This window comes from Limnohabitans planktonicus II-D5 (assembly GCF_001270065.2).
GTDB classification, from domain to species: Bacteria; Pseudomonadota; Gammaproteobacteria; order Burkholderiales; family Burkholderiaceae_C; genus Limnohabitans_A; species Limnohabitans_A planktonicus.
The window spans coordinates 190,048-204,985 of sequence record NZ_LFYT02000004.1 but is presented as its reverse complement, the minus strand read 5'-3'; the positions used below and the strand labels follow the sequence as shown (position 1 = coordinate 204,985).

11 protein-coding genes are annotated in these 14,938 nt (G+C 62.5%); 4 read left to right on the top strand and 7 right to left on the bottom strand.

Annotated features, from left to right (window positions below; all coding sequences use genetic code 11):
- The first annotated feature begins 589 nt into the window (after positions 1–589).
- Genes H663_RS25415 through H663_RS25400 form a run of 4 tightly spaced genes read left to right on the top strand, consistent with a single transcriptional unit; the run spans position 590 to position 5,001 of the window.
- Positions 590–1,351: a DUF3348 family protein gene (locus tag H663_RS25415; RefSeq protein WP_053169555.1), complete on the top strand. Its 762-nt coding sequence runs from the start codon at positions 590–592 to the stop codon at positions 1,349–1,351.
- 4 nt (positions 1,352–1,355) lie between these two features.
- Positions 1,356–3,734, top strand: a complete 2,379-nt coding sequence (locus H663_RS25410) for a DUF802 domain-containing protein (RefSeq protein ID WP_053171411.1) — start codon at positions 1,356–1,358, stop codon at positions 3,732–3,734.
- Positions 3,734–4,381 carry an OmpA family protein gene (locus H663_RS25405; protein WP_053169558.1) on the top strand — a complete coding sequence of 216 codons (648 nt, stop codon included), beginning with the start codon at positions 3,734–3,736 and terminating at the stop codon, positions 4,379–4,381. Before H663_RS25410 ends, H663_RS25405 begins: the two co-directional genes overlap by 1 nt.
- On the top strand, positions 4,378–5,001 hold the full coding sequence (locus H663_RS25400) for a DUF2894 domain-containing protein (RefSeq protein WP_083451032.1): 624 nt from the start codon (positions 4,378–4,380) through the stop codon (positions 4,999–5,001). The genes H663_RS25405 and H663_RS25400 overlap by 4 nt, the downstream gene beginning before the upstream one ends.
- A gap of 248 nt (positions 5,002–5,249) precedes the next feature.
- On the opposite strand, the gene H663_RS25395 is transcribed toward H663_RS25400, so the two are convergent.
- The 7 genes from H663_RS25395 to H663_RS25365 all read right to left on the bottom strand — a co-directional run bounded on the left by H663_RS25395 (position 5,250) and on the right by H663_RS25365 (position 14,921).
- Positions 5,250–8,927, bottom strand: a complete 3,678-nt coding sequence (locus H663_RS25395) for a molybdopterin cofactor-binding domain-containing protein (protein WP_053169562.1) — start codon at positions 8,925–8,927, stop codon at positions 5,250–5,252.
- Positions 8,924–9,418 carry a (2Fe-2S)-binding protein gene (locus H663_RS25390; protein ID WP_053169564.1) on the bottom strand — a complete coding sequence of 165 codons (495 nt, stop codon included), beginning with the start codon at positions 9,416–9,418 and terminating at the stop codon, positions 8,924–8,926. Before H663_RS25390 ends, H663_RS25395 begins: the two co-directional genes overlap by 4 nt.
- Positions 9,419–9,435: 17 nt before the next feature.
- The gene (pncA, locus tag H663_RS25385) at positions 9,436–10,158 is read right to left on the bottom strand and encodes a bifunctional nicotinamidase/pyrazinamidase (RefSeq protein WP_053169566.1); all 723 of its coding nucleotides are present in this window, start codon (positions 10,156–10,158) and stop codon (positions 9,436–9,438) included.
- A gap of 34 nt (positions 10,159–10,192) precedes the next feature.
- Complete coding sequence (locus H663_RS25380) at positions 10,193–10,927, bottom strand: ABC transporter ATP-binding protein (RefSeq protein WP_053169568.1); 735 nt, start codon at positions 10,925–10,927, stop codon at positions 10,193–10,195.
- On the bottom strand, positions 10,924–11,694 hold the full coding sequence (locus H663_RS25375; protein WP_053169570.1) for an ABC transporter ATP-binding protein: 771 nt from the start codon (positions 11,692–11,694) through the stop codon (positions 10,924–10,926). The genes H663_RS25380 and H663_RS25375 overlap by 4 nt, the downstream gene beginning before the upstream one ends.
- Positions 11,691–13,625, bottom strand: a complete 1,935-nt coding sequence (locus H663_RS25370; RefSeq protein ID WP_053169572.1) for an ABC transporter permease — start codon at positions 13,623–13,625, stop codon at positions 11,691–11,693. Before H663_RS25370 ends, H663_RS25375 begins: the two co-directional genes overlap by 4 nt.
- 90 nt (positions 13,626–13,715) lie before the next feature.
- Positions 13,716–14,921, bottom strand: coding sequence for an ABC transporter substrate-binding protein (locus H663_RS25365; RefSeq protein WP_053169574.1), 1,206 nt, complete (start codon positions 14,919–14,921; stop codon positions 13,716–13,718).
- Positions 14,922–14,938: the final 17 nt, after the last annotated feature.

The following is a 14,938-nucleotide window of genomic DNA, read 5'->3' as shown; positions in this document are numbered from 1 at the left end:
TGGAGCTTGGAGCCCTGAAAGGCACACAGGTCCTCTTCAGGAGCGAAATTAACACTCCAGAGGTACAAATTACACAAATTCGCCTTGCTTCACGCCAACAACAACTGTGTGCCTTCACACATCTATACGAACACACGAAGGACCGTACATTTACAAATGGGTTTTTATGAAAGCCGAGACGATGAACCACGTTCAGGGTCCACTTCAGTGCTTCGGCTAAGCGACCCAAAATACAAGGACTTCCTTGTACTGGTTGAAACACTCGCAAGTTGCCTTGTGGTGGGCTCACTGCCTGCTGCCGTTCAATGGCCAACGCCAGCCATTTGATCGAAAGTTACGCTGCGCACAGCGCGCATACATTGGAGGCCTGAGAAAAGATCAAGTTTTTGCCGGTCTCATAGGGCGCTAGCTGACCCTGTCAAGCCGCTAAAATGCTCCAAGACGGTGCTGCCTCAGGCAGCTTTTTTTATTCTCCGTCGCATTCCTGAACGTCGTCCCGAACCAATTTTCTGCCCACTTCCCCGCCCACTTGATTGCCCCAAGGAGCACGGCCCCTCAGCCCCCTGAGGCGGATGCTCCGACCCCATCCATGACGCCAGCCCCAGTGCACGCCCACTTGCACCAATCATTACTTTTGCGCTTGCTCGCCGAGCAAGGCATGGTGGATACGGCCGTGGCCATCGGTGATGTGGCACCGCGATTGGGCGACTGGCTGGACTTTCGTCAGGCCATCAGCTTGCACGGCGTGCTCAACCCGCAAGCCCCCGTTGAACAAGCGGCCCACACACAAGGCACGGCGGTATTGAGTGCAGAGGCACTGACGCGGCATGTGGACAAGGTCCGCTTGCAGCTGGTGCAATCCATCTCTCAAGGTGCCCCCACAGGCTCTGGCCTCACGCGCATTGACATGCCCCCGGCCGAACTGGACGAGCCGCCTGACCCCAAAACGGCTTATGAACCCTATCGCCGCTTTTATGCGGCGCACCAAAGACAAATGGAAACCGTCATCCGCAGCTTGCGCTCGCAAGTGCGCGGGCAACTGAGCAAAAGTTCCAGCGCCTTGCAGCAACTGGCCACGCTGGACGCGGCTTTTGAAAACATCCTGAGCGAGCGCGAAGCGGTTTTGCTGGGCAAAGTGTCCAAGCTGCTTGAAAAACGCTTTGCGCAAGCCCTCAAACAACACCTCAAGAAACAAGCCGACAGCGCCGCCGACGAGGCCACGCCGGTGCAGCCCCTGGCCTGGCTCATGCCACTGCGCCAGGGCTTGCGCAGCGCTTTGCTGGCCGAGCTGGACACGCGTTTGCAGCCCACGCTGGGCCTTCTTGATGCCTTCAATGCAGAAAACACCTGAATCCATGAAACGCTATTCCTTCGAAACCGCCTTCGGGCTGGGTGCATTGGCCGTCCTTTGGGTCGCAGCGTCTGTGGCCTCTAGCCACCTGCTCGTCCTGGTGATGACCGCCTTGATTGGCGGGGTGTATGTCTTTGGTGCCCTGGAGTTGCGCCACTACCGGGCCACCACCGATGCCTTGCGACAGGCCTTGGCGGGCATCCCGCAAGACCTGATCGTGCTGAACGACTGGCTGATCACCCTGCCCGCCTCGCTGCACAACGCGGTGCGCCAGCGCGTCGAAGGCGAGCGCGTGGGCCTGCCCGGCCCGGCTTTGACGCCTTATCTGGTGGGCCTTCTGGTCATGCTGGGCATGCTGGGCACGTTTTTGGGCATGGTGGTCACCCTCAACGGCGCGGTGTTCGCACTCGAAGGCTCCAGCAACCTCGCGGGCATTCGGGCAGCGTTTTCCGAACCCATTAAAGGCCTGGGCCTGGCCTTTGGCACCTCGGTCGCCGGGGTTGCCACCTCGGCCATGCTGGGACTCATGAGCAGCTTGGCCCGACGCGAACGCGCACAAGCGGCCCAGTCACTGGACACCCAAATCGCCACCAGCCTGCGTGGCTTTTCGCTCACGCACCAGCGCCAGGAAGCCTTCAAGGCGCTGCAGCAACAGACGCAGGCCTTGCCGCAAGTGGTGCAACAGCTTCAGACCCTGATGGCGCAGCTGGCCCAGAACAGCGAGCAGACGCAGGCGCAGTTGCTGACCCAACAGCAAAGCTTTCACCAAGAAGTGCATGCGGCTTACATGGGACTGGCGCAATCGGTGGACCAATCCCTGCGCACCAGCCTGAGCCAAAGCATGCAAGTGGCCAGTGACGGCATTCGCCCCGTGGTGCAGGCCACCATGACGCAGCTGGCCGAGCAGGCCCACAGCATGAACGCGCAGCTGTTGCAAAACACACAGCAGCAATTGGGCACACTGAACGAGAAGTTCAGCGCCACCGCAGCCAGCATGGCCCAAACCTACACCAGCGCCCTGACCCAGAACAACGCCGCCAGCACCGGCCTGCTCGAAGGTATGGGCAAGACGCTGGACGCGTTCAGCCAGACCTTTGAAACACGAAGCCAGGACCTGATCACCACCCTCCACCACGCGCACGCTGAGCAGCAGGCGCAGCACAGCAGTGCCGAGCAAGTGCGCCTGGACGCCTGGACAGGCGCACTCGACCGCGTGGCCACCTCGCTGGGCGAGCAATGGCAAGCCTCGGGCACGCAGACCCTGGCGCAGCAGCAAACCATTTGCGACACCCTGACCCAGACCACACAAGCCATCACCCAGCAAATGCAGGTGCACGCCAGCCAGTCTCTGGCCGACCAAACGCGCCAGCAAGACTTACAAAGCGCTGCGGACCAGCAGCGCCTGGACGCCTGGACAACGGCCCTGGACAGCGTGGCCACCTCCTTGCACAACCAGTGGCAAACAGCGGGCGACCAAACCCTGGCGCAGCAACAAGCGATTTGCGACACGCTGGCCCACACCGCCCGCCAAGTCACCGAACAGGTCCAGACCCACACCCAGCAGACCTTGGCCGAAGTGACCCGCCTCATGGCCGGCAGCGAAGAGCTGATGCAAGCACGCATCGCCTCTGAGGCGCAGTGGGCCGCCCAGCACAGTCAGCGCGCCGAAGAACTCAGCGCCTTGCTGCGCAGCGAGCTGTCGGCCCTGCGCGAGGCCGAAGACGCACGCGGCCAAGCCGCCGTGGCCCGCTTGAGCGAATTGCAGACCGCTGTGACCATGCACCTGAGCACCCTGGGCACCGCGCTGGAAGCGCCGATCACGCGCCTGATCGAAACCGCCTCCGAGGCGCCCAAGGCGGCGGCCGAAGTCATTGGCCAGCTGCGCCAGGAAATCTCGGTCAGCGTAGCACGCGACAACGCGCTGCTCGATGAGCGCACCCGCATCATGGCAACGCTCAGCAGCTTGCTGGATGCAATCAACCACGCATCGACCGAGCAGCGCAGCGTGATCGACAGCCTGGTGACAGCGTCTGCCGCCACGCTCGAGAAAGCCAACAACCAGTTCGTCGCGCACGTCAGCAGCGAATCGGCCAAGCTGGGCGACATCGCCGCACAAGTCACCGCCAGCGCCGTGGACGTGGCCAGCCTGGGAGAAACCTTTGGCTTTGCGGTGCGCTCATTCAACGACAGCAATGAAAAACTCATGGCCAGCCTGCAGCGCATCGAGCAAGCGATGGACAAGTCCATGACACGCAGCGACGAACAACTGGCCTACTACGTGGCCCAGGCCCGCGACATCATCGACCTGAGCATCACCTCGCAAAAAGACGTGCTCGACACGCTGCACAAGCACGCGGTGGCAGCCACCGAGGGGGCCGTCTGATGCGCGAATACGACGCAGATGTCGAAGCCACCGCACCGACCTGGATCTCGTTTGCCGACCTCATGACGGGTCTTCTGGGCGCCTTTGTGCTGCTCTTGGTGGGTGTGATGGCGGCGCAACTGGACATGGCCTCGCAGCTCGAAACCGAAGTCCACAAACGCCAGGCCGAAGAACAAAAACGCCAGTCACTGGAAAAAGCCCTGGCCATTCCTTTGGCCAGCGGGCGCATCACTTTGAACAATGGCCGCATCGGCATCAGCGGCAAGCTGCTGTTTCAACTGAACTCCGACAAGCTCGAGCCCGAAGGCCGCAAGCTGCTCAAAAGCCTGGTGCTGCCCCTGCGCAGCTACCTGCAGTCGCGCAACGAAATGCTCATGGTCAGCGGCTTCACCGACGACCAGACCATCAAAAGCCGCAACCGCCAGTTTGAAGACAACTGGGAACTCTCGGCCCAACGCGCCCTGACCGTGACGCGCACCCTGATCGAAGAAGGCATGCCGTCCTCCATGCTGTTTGCCGCCGCCTTCGGTAAAGAACAGCCGCTCGTGCCCAACAGCAACGAAAAAGCCCGGGCCCAGAACCGCCGCGTGGAAATGGCCCCGGTGCCCAAAGCCAGCAGCAGCGTAGTCCCCGACCAAAAGCCATGAGCGACACACCCGCCGTTCAGACCGACTGCGTGGCTGTATTGATGGCCGCATTGCGCAGCCGTGACGCCGCGCGAGTCGACCCGATCGGCTGGCATTACATCGAAACCCTGGCCGAACGGAAAGGCGCACAGTCCGCCGCCGTGCAGCCCTTGCTGAACCGCAAGCTGCGTGACGAGCTGGAACGAATGCAGGCGCAGATGGGCCATGCCAATGTTCAAAAGCTTCAAAACGAACAACCCGAAAGCCAAGCCACCACCAGTGGCTCGCCCCTGTCCGCTTTGCTCAACGAAATGGCCCGCCACACGTCTTTGGCAGGCCCCGGCGACAAGCCCCCAAGCAGCCGCCCGGAAAACCTTCGGGTTCAGCAGTTTCGCCAGCAATTGCACAAGATCAGCGTGCAAAAGTCGGTGACCCAGGCCATCGCCCAGGCCCCACAAAACGCAGGCCCTATCAACTCACACATGCTGGTGCTGCGCTCACTGGGCCTGATGCGTGACATCTGCCCGGATTACCTGAACCGCTTCATGCTCTATGTGGACACCTTGCTGTGTCTGGACGAAGCAAGTCAGGCCAAGCACGCACCCGGCAAATCAGCGGCTGCGGCGAAATCAAAAAAGTAAACGCCAAGGCACACCCCCTTGCAATTTGCCTTTGCTGTATGCGCAGGTCGGCGGCTTCAGCCTCGACATGGTGCCTGTGCCGAAGCCAGCCATGTGGGGCGCATCGGTGCCATGGGCACTCTCGCCTTCGCCGTGGTCCCTTGTCGGACTCTGCGAGTGTCGACCTACAGGAAATGGCATCGCGTAGGTCGGTGGTCGAAGACTCCGACGTTGTCACCGTGGGCAACTGCCCCCAAGGACACCTTTTTTCAATGCCCGCTGGCCGTGGCGCGCACACGAGCCACGGCGCTCCCCAGGTCGGGCCAGGCGGGTTTGCCCGGGGCGTAGCGCTGGCGCATGTAGCGGGCCAGATCGGCGATCTGCTGGTCATTGAGCGCATGCCGGAAACCGGGCATGAAGCCGAGCTCGGGACCGGGCACGTCTTGCACGCCATCCAGAATGATGCGCAGCAGGTTGTCAGGCCGTTCGCTGTGCAGATTGGTGTTCAGCGCCAGCGGCCGGTTCACGCCCAGCAGCTTGGGGCCATCGCCTTCGTGGTGGCAGGCGCTGCAGGCCCCATCAAACAGTCGCTGACCGGTGCTGCCCACCAGCCGGGTGCGCTGCTCGGCCGCTTGTTGCACCACCTGCCTGGCCAAGCTGGCACTGTCTGTATCGGGTGGGTTGAAGCTGGCCAGGTAAGTGGCCATGGCGCGGATGTCGCTGTCAGGCACCTGGGCCAGTTGCTGCACCACCGGGGCCATGGGACCTGCGGCCATGCCATGGTGTTCGGTGTGACCATGGCGCAGGTAGCGGTACAGCTCTTCGGCGCTCCAGGGCACGGGCGCGCGCGACAAAGCCGTCAGGGCCGGGGCTTCCCAGCCGTCCACCATGGCACCGCTCAAAAACGCCTGGCCAATGCGCTCTGCGCCGAACGCATTGCGCGGCGTGTGGCAAGCGCCGCAGTGGCCTACGCCATTGACCAGATAAGCACCGCGATTCCATTCGGCAGATCGGTCCGGGGCGGGCACCCAGGGCTGTGCATCGTGAAACAGGCCGTTCCAGGTCGCCATGAAGGCGCGCTGGTTGAAAGGAAAGGCCAGCGATGTGGTGGGCGGGGCCGACGCCACGGCAGGCTGGGTCATCAGGTAGCCATACAGCGCCATCAGGTCGTCGTCGCTCATTTTGGCAAACGAGGTGAAAGGAAAGGCCGGGTACAGATGCCGCCCATCACGCGAGATGCCTTCGCGCATGGCCCGCTGAAAGGCGCTGAACGACCATTGGCCAATGCCGTGCTCGGGGTCAGGGGTGAGGTTGGTGCTGAACACGGTACCAAACGGCGTGCTCATGGCACGGCCCCCGGCATTGGGCACGCCGCCCGGTGCGGTATGACACACCACGCAGTCCCCTGCGGCCGCCAACTGACGGCCCCGCTCGATCGTTTCAGCGGTGTACAAAGTGCCGGGGCTGTAGTTGACCGGCGCAATGGCCGCACGCCCGCCCAGCAGCGCAAAAGCGGTGCCCAAAACCCCCACCAAAACCGCACCGGCACGCGACCAGACAGGCCAGCGCTTTGGCCAGCGCACGTTTTGCGGCATCACCGTGGGCGCGTGTGCGGGCTGGGGCGTTGGCGCTTCGGTGGGGGGTGCGTCCCCGTGCAAGGCCGCACGCACACGCTCGGGGGTGAATGGTGGCTCACGAAAGCGCACGCCTGTGGCGTCAAAAATCGCATTCGCAATGGCCGCAGTGCCGGGCACCGAAGAAGACTCCCCTGAGCCCAGGGGAGCTTCATGCTGGCGGGGCATGGTGACGACTTCGACCACCGGCACGTTGCGGAAACTCAAAATCGGGTAACTGCCCCACTCTTGTGTGGCCACGGTGTTTTTGAGCGGCTCGATTTGCACTTGCTCATGCAATGCGCGGCTGGTGGTCTGCAACACGTTGCCATGGATCTGGTGCTCCACGCCTGCAGGGTTGATCATCATGCCGGCGTCATGGCCCACCACCACGCGGCTGACATGCACCTCGCCTGTGCGCCGGTTGACCTCGACATCGGCCACCCAGGCCGCCCAGGCCGCACCAAAACCCGGCCATTTGCTGTGCACATAACGCGCATAGGCCACGCCCTGGCCCCGTACCACGTCACCGTTTGTACCCGGCACCGCTTGCTGCCGGGGGCCTGTGCGCACCTGCCAGCCTGCGCGCTCGGCGGTGGTCGCCAGCAGCTCGGCGGCACGCGGGTCTTTGAGGTACTGCAAACGGAATTCGACCGGGTCCACCCCGGCGGCTGCCGCCAGCTCGTCGATGTAGCTTTCGTGGGCAAAGGAGTTGGGCAAGGCCGACACGCCGCGCAGCCAGGAGGCCCGCAAAATGGGGGCCATGTCGTTCACACTGACGCGCAAGTTGCTGTAGTCATAGGGCGGCCGGGCGGTGCGGTCACCCATTTCGTAGGCCTGTGCCAAAGGCTCCACCGTGCGGGTGAGCAAGAGCGCCAAAGTGGGCGCGCCGTTGGAGGGGTAACTGGTTTCAAAATCATAGGCCGCCACCGAACCATCGGCGTTCAGCCCGCCACGCACATCCATGAGCTGGGCTGCGCCCTTGGGTTCCCAGGCATGTTCCTGTTCGCGGGTGAGTTGAACCCGCACAGGCACCCCCACGGCGCGGGCCAGCAAGGCGGCATCTGCGGCCACATCGTCAGCGCCGTTGCGGCCATAGCAGCCGGCCGCTTCCATGCGGACCACATCAATGGCGGTGTCGGCCAGGCCCATGAGGCGGGCCAGGTCGGCGCGCAGCACATGCGGGTTTTGCGTGCCCGCCCAGACGATGAGGCCCGGCTGGTTTGAAGGTGCCGCATCAGCAGAATCTGTCGCCTCACCCTGCCACAGTGCCACGGCACAAGACGGGCCCACCGAGCCATGCAACTGGTAGGGCCACACATAGGTGCGCGACAAACTTTGTGAAGCCTGGGCCAGTGCAGCGTCCACATCGCCCTCGTCCACCAGTCGGCGCTGGGTGGACGGGTTGTTGCGCAGGGCTTGCTGCACATCGTCCAGAGCAGGCAGTCCAGGCCAGTCTTTCCATTGCACGCGCAATTCGCGCATGGCCTGCTCGGCCTGTTCTTCGCGTTCGGCGACCACCCCGACAAAATCACGGATCACCACCACCGCACGCACACCGGGGATGTGCGCAATGGAAGACTCGTCCACCGACTCCAGCGTGTTGCCGATGAAGTCACCATGGTCAGCCCCGGCATAAGGTGGCCGCACCACGCGCCCGTGCAGCATGCCGGGCACACGCATGTCGTGCACAAAGACCTGCTCACCGCTGACTTTGGCGGGAATGTCCACCCGCTGTACCGGCTGACCAATGAGGCGGTGCTCACTGGCCGGCTTCAACGGCGTCGCCAGCTCCAGGGTGAGCGCGACGTGTTGTGCCTGCAGCAACTGACCATAGGGGCACTGCCGTGATGGGTCGGAGCGAGAGGACACCACCCCGCCTTGCACCTGCAGGTCATCGACCGAAACACCCAGCCTGCCTGCGGCCTGGACCAGCAACCAGGCGCGGGCCTGCGCCGCAGCAGCTCGCAAAGGCAGGGCATGAATCTGCAGCGTTGCACTGGCAATGGTGGCCCCCTGGTTGGGCGCCAGCGTGGTGCTGCCCAGCACCATGTGCACCTCGGCCAGGGCCACATCCAGCTCATCGGCCACCAGCTGCGACAGTGCGGTGCGAATGCCCGTGCCCAAATCCACATGGCCGTTGAGCGCGGTGACGCTGCCGTCGTCCCACACCGCCAACAAAATCTCCACCCCCTCGGCCGGATTGCCGGGCACGGCCATGGGCTGGCCTTTGACGGGGGGCGCAGGCGGTGGCGGCTCACGCGTGATCAGCAACACGCCTTGCGCGGCGTGAAAATCAGCGCGGCGTTTTGGCCCCTCGGCGCGCCGGGTCATGCGGGCACCTTGCGCATGCGGTCGGCGGCCAACAGCACCGCCCGGATGATTTCAAGGTGCGTGCCGCAGCGGCAAAGATTTCCGGACAACTCTTTGCGCACATCGGCCTCACTCGGGTTCGGATTTCGGGCCAGCAAGGCCGCCGCCATCATGACCATGCCATTGAGGCAATAACCGCACTGAGCGGCCTGGGCATCGACAAAGGCTTGCTGCACAGGGTGCAAGGTGCCCGCTTGCCCGTGCAATGCGGGCAAGCCTTCCAGCGTGGTGATGCTGCGTCGAGCCACCCCATGAGCGGGGATCACGCAGGCCCGCGCAGCCACCCCATCCACCCACACGGTGCAGGCTCCGCACTCGCCCAGCCCACAGCCGTATTTGGGGCCGTTGAGCTGCAAGTCATTGCGCAGCACCTGCAGCAAGGTGGCACGAGCTGCCGCCTCTGGCACTGCATGCCATGCCTGGTTGACTTGCAAGGAGTAGGCGGCACGCATGCACTGACCAGATCAGATCAGCTCAGCGCCAGATCGCTGGACTGGATGCGTTTGACGCCCTTGGCATGCATTTGCTTCCAAGCAGCAGCCACCGAACCATTGAGGTCAATGCCTCGGCAGGCGTCTTCAATCACATAGGTGTCAAAGCCCAGGCGCTTGGCATCGAGCGCCGTCCAGGCCACACAAAAATCCGTGGCCAGGCCGGTGACAAACACCTGGCGGATGCCGCGCTGACGCAAATAGCCCGCCAAGCCCGTGGCGGTCTTGCGGTCGGCCTCTTCAAACGCTGAGTAACTGTCGACGTGCTTGTGAAAGCCTTTGCGCAAAATCACTTGCGCCTGGGGGACTTTGAGGTCTTTGTGCACCGCAGCGTCCTCACTGCCCTGCACGCAATGGTCCGGCCACAGCACCTGCTGGCCGTAGCTCAGCTGGGTGGTTTCAAACGGTTTTTTGCCTGGATGGCTGCTGGCAAATGAGGCATGGCCAGGGGTGTGCCAGTCTTGCGTGACCACCACGTTTTCAAAAACGGGGGCAATGCGGTTGATCACCGGCACCACCTCATGGCCGTTGTTGACTGGCAAGGTGCCGCCCGGCACAAAGCAGTTTTGCACATCGACCACGATCAGCGCCGAGCGCTCATTCGGGCGGATGACCGCTTGCGCCCAAGCCTGAGACAAGGCGGCCGCCCCGAACAGGGCTGCGGAGGTTTGAAGAAATTGTCTGCGTGCATGTGTGCTCATTGGCTACTCCGCGTTAAAAACCATCAGTCTGGGTTCACACGCTCAAGTAAGAGCGCCGGACCTCTTCATTGGCGGCCAATTCCTGCATGCTCGCTTGGTAGCGGATCTGACCTTTTTCGAGCACATAGGCCCGGTCAGACACCAGCTCGGCGAAATGCATGTTTTGTTCGGACAGCAAAATGCTCACGCCCTGGGCCTTAAGGGCCAGAATCATCTGCACCATCTGCTCCACGATGACCGGTGCCACGCCTTCAGACGGCTCGTCCAGCAGCACCAAAAACGGATTGCCCATGAGGGTGCGGGCCACAGTGAGCATTTGTTGCTCGCCACCGCTCATGCGGCCACCCGGGCGTTGGGGCATTTCGCCCAGGTTGGGAAACAGCTCAAACAGGCGTTCAGGCGTCCAGTGCGGGGCAACCGTGCCATCGGGCCACTGGCGCACGCGCTGGCGGCCAACCTCCAGGTTTTCCATGACGGTGAGATCGGTGAACACCCGGCGGTCTTCCGGCACAAAGCCCAGGCCCAGTCGGGCGGCATGGTGAGGTTCGCTGTGCGACAGGTCATGCCCCATGAAGGTGATCTGGCCGCGTCTGCGTGCGAGCATGCCAATCAAGGCCTTGAGCGTGGTGGATTTACCCGCGCCATTGCGCCCCATGAGCGCCACCACCTCACCACGCCTGACTTGCAGGTCCACGTCGTACAAGATTTGCGCTGCGCCATACCAGGCGGCCAGGCCTTTGGCGTCGAGCAGAATGTCTGAAGTGCTCATGCCTTGCTCTTTTCAAATGTCTTGCCGGTGCCGAAATAGACTTCCTGCACCTTGGGGTGGTCGCGAATTTCCAGAGGTTTGCCTTCGGCAATCAAGCGGCCCCGGGCCAGCACGATCATGCGATCGGCATAGGCAAACACCACGTCCATGCTGTGCTCGGTGAACAGCACCGCCATGCCGCGCTGGATGACAAGGTCTTTGGTCAAGGCCATGAGTTCGTTGCGCTCTTTGGGTGCCATGCCTGCGGTGGGCTCGTCCATCAACAACAGCTTGGGGCTGTTGGCCATGGCCACCGCCAACTCCACCCGCTTGACATCGCCATAGGCCAGCACATTGCAAGGCCGGTCGGCCTGCGCCTTCATGCCCACCTGATCGAGCAAGGCCAGTGCGTCGTCACGGCGATGGTTCGCAGCTCGACGCCACATGGACATCAGCAGGTCATCGTGCGAGAGCAAGGCCATCTGCACGTTTTCCACCACCGTGAGCGAGGCGAAGGTTTCAGCAATCTGAAAGGTCCGCCCCACGCCCTGACGCCAGATGTCGCGGGGCTTTCGGCCCAACAGCTCTTGGCCCTTGAGCAGGATGGAGCCCTGGTCGGCGCGCAGCTGGCCGTTGACCATGTTGAAGGTGGTGGTCTTGCCTGCCCCGTTGGGGCCGATCAGGGCCAAGAGTTCGCCCGGGGACAGATCAAAGCTGATGCCGTCCACGGCCTTGACGCCGCCAAAGGACTTGCCCAGATTGTTCACTTGCAGCAAAGGTGTGCTCATGATGCAGCCCCCCCTGCAGTCGAAGATGTCCCCGAAGATGTGGCCGACGATCTGGACCGCCAACGCTCCCACAGCCCTTGCACCGAACCGGCAATGCCTTGGGGGAACAACAACACCAAAATCAGGATGACGCTGCCCAGCATGGCGCGCCAATAATCGGTGTTGCGCGCCACCACGTCATGCAACCAGGTGAAGGTGAAAGCGCCAACCACCGGCCCTGCCAGGGTCTGGATACCCCCGAGCAAGACCATGACCAGACCATCCACCGACTTGCCCACGCTCAGGGATTCGGGCGAGATGCTGCCCTTGGAAAAGGCATACAGCGCCCCCGCCAGACCAGCCACACCGCCTGCCAGAATGAAGGCCCGCCACTGCATGTATTTGACATTGATGCCAATGGCGTCAGCCCTCAATTCAGAATCACGCCCAGCGCGCAAGGCATAGCCAAAAGGCGAGAACAAAACACGGCGCAGCCAGAGCACACCCGCAGCCACCAGGCCCAAAGTGAGCCAGTAGTAAACGCGCTTGTCGCTGAACCACTCGGAAGGCCAAACACCCGTCAAGCCATTGCTGCCACCGGTGAAACTGTCCCACTGGAAGGTGATGGCCCAGGTGATCTGTGCAAAAGCCAGCGTGAGCATGGCCAGGTAAACACCTGACAGACGCACGGCAAACCAGCCAAAGATCAAAGCGCCGAAGGCCGCCACCAGCGGTGCCACCAGCAGCGCCACCTCCATGGGCAAGCCTAAAGCGCGCACCAGCAGTGCCGCGCCGTAAGCCCCCAGCCCGAAGTAAGCCGCATGCCCGAAGGAATGCATGCCCGCAGGCCCCATGATGAAGTGCAAGCTGGCCGCAAAGAGAGCGGCAATCAGCAGGTCAATCAAGAGCACCGTGGTGTAGGGCGAGCTGGCCGTGAGCAGCGGCATGGCCACCATCAACAGACCAAAAATCGATGCGGCCACCAGGTAGGCCTTGCTGGCGGGGCGCAAAGGCTCTTCACGCATGCCCACATAGCGGCTGGGAGCCTGCGGCCTACCCAGCAACCCCCAGGGCCGCCACACCAGCACCACCGCCATGACCAAAAAGTCCACCACCAAAGTGAGTTTGGAAAACGACACGGACACCCCGAACACATCGACCACGCCCAGCCAAATGCACACGGCCTTGACTTCGGCAATCAACAAGGCTGCCAGATACGCCCCGGGGATCGAGCCCATGCCGCCCACCACCACCACGACAAAGGCCGCGCCAATGATGTTCAGGTCCATCTCCAGGTTGGCGGGCTCGCGGGGCAACTGCAAAGCGCCACCCAGTCCGGCCAGCAAAGCGCCCAGCGCAAACACGGTGGTGAACAACCAGGCCTGGTTCACGCCCAAGGCGCTGACCATTTCGCGGTCTTGCGTGGCCGCACGCACCAGCGTGCCAAAACGGGTGCGGGTGAGCAGCAGCCACAACAAGGCCAGCACCACCGGCCCCGCCACGATCAAAAACAGGTCGTACATGGGAAACTGCCGCCCCAAAATGGAGACCGAACCAGCCAGGCCCGGCGCGCGTGGCCCGAGCAACTCTTCAGGGCCCCACAGCCACAGCACCGCATCCTTGAGCACCAGCACCAAGGCGAATGTGGCCAACAACTGGAACAGCTCGGGGGCTTTGTAGATGCGGCGCAAAAGCAGCATCTCGATCAGCGCTCCCAGCACGCCCACTGCCAGCGCAGCAACCGCCAGCGAAGGCCAAAAGCCAATGCTGCCAGCGAAGCGCTCCACCACGCTGTAGGCGATGTAGATGCCTGCCATGAAAAACGAGCCATGCGCAAAATTGACAATGCGCGTGACGCCAAAAATCAGCGACAGCCCGGCGGCCACAAAAAACAGCGAAGACGCCGCGGCCAGTCCATTGAGGAGTTGAACGAGAAATCCGGAAAAGCTCATGAGGGAATCATTTCAAGAAAAGCCCGGTCGTGGCATCCCATGGGGCACGGCCCCAAGGGATGTCCATCACTCAAGCGTGAATCTAATCGATCAATCGGCGTTGCGCGATTTTTTGACTTCGGCAGCCGAGGGCTGGAACTGCGCACCGTCCAGGTAACGTGCATCCACCATCACGCCTTTTCCACCTTCGTTCTTGGTGCGGCCCACAAAGGCGCCCATGGTGGACTGGTGGTCTTCAGCGCGGTAGGTGATCTTGCCAAACGGTGTGTCCACCTGCAGGCCACGGAAGGCCACGCGCAGTTTTTCAGAATCGGCGCTCTGGGCCTTGGCCACACCGGCGGCCACCGACTTGATCATGGCGTAACCCACCACGGAGCCCAAACGGGGGTAGTCCTTGAACTTGGCTTGATAAGCCTGCAAGAACGCGTTGTGCTCTCGGGTGTTGTGATTGTTCCAGGGGTAACCCGTCACGATCCAGCCGTTCGGGGTTTCGTCCTTGAGGGGGTCCAGGTACTCGGGCTCGCCGGTCAACATGCTGACGACTTCACGCCCTTGGAACAAACCACGGGTGTTGCCTTCGCGCACAAACTTGGACAGGTCGGCACCAAACAACACGTTGTAGATCGCATCGGGCTTGGCATCGGCCAGGGCTTGCACCACGCTGCCCGCGTCGAGCTTGCCCAGCGGTGGTGCCTGCTCGGCCACAAACTCCACATCGGGCTGGGCAGCTTTGAGCAATGTCTTGAATGCGGCAACGGCCGACTGGCCATATTCATAGTTGGGGTAGACCACGGCCCAGCGCTTTTTCTTGAGCTTGACCGCCTCAGGCACCAGCATGGCCGCCTGCATGTAGGTCCCCGGACGCAGACGGAAAGTGTAGGCGTTGCCGCCCTGCCAGGTGAGCTTGTCGGTCAGCGGCTCTCCGGCCAGGAAGAAGGCTTTTTTCTGCTTGGCAAAGTCGGCCACGGCCAAACCGGTGTTGGACAAGAAGGTGCCTGTCAGCACATCGATCTTTTCACGTGAGATCAGCTCTTCGGCCACGCGCACGGCATCACCCGGGTTGGCGTTGTCGTCGCGTGTGACCAGCTCGAACTTTTTGCCCATCACGCCACCGGCCGCATTGATCTCGTCAATGGCCAGCTCCATGCCCTTTTTGTAGGGCTCCAGGAAAGCGGGTTGGGCTTTGTAGCTGTTGAGCTCCCCGATCTTGAAGGTGTTTTGGGCCTGCGCGGGGACGGCGACCCAGGCAAGGGCCGCCAGCGCCACAGCGCGGCGCAAAGGATTGACTGCTTTCATGAAAGATCTCCTGAGGT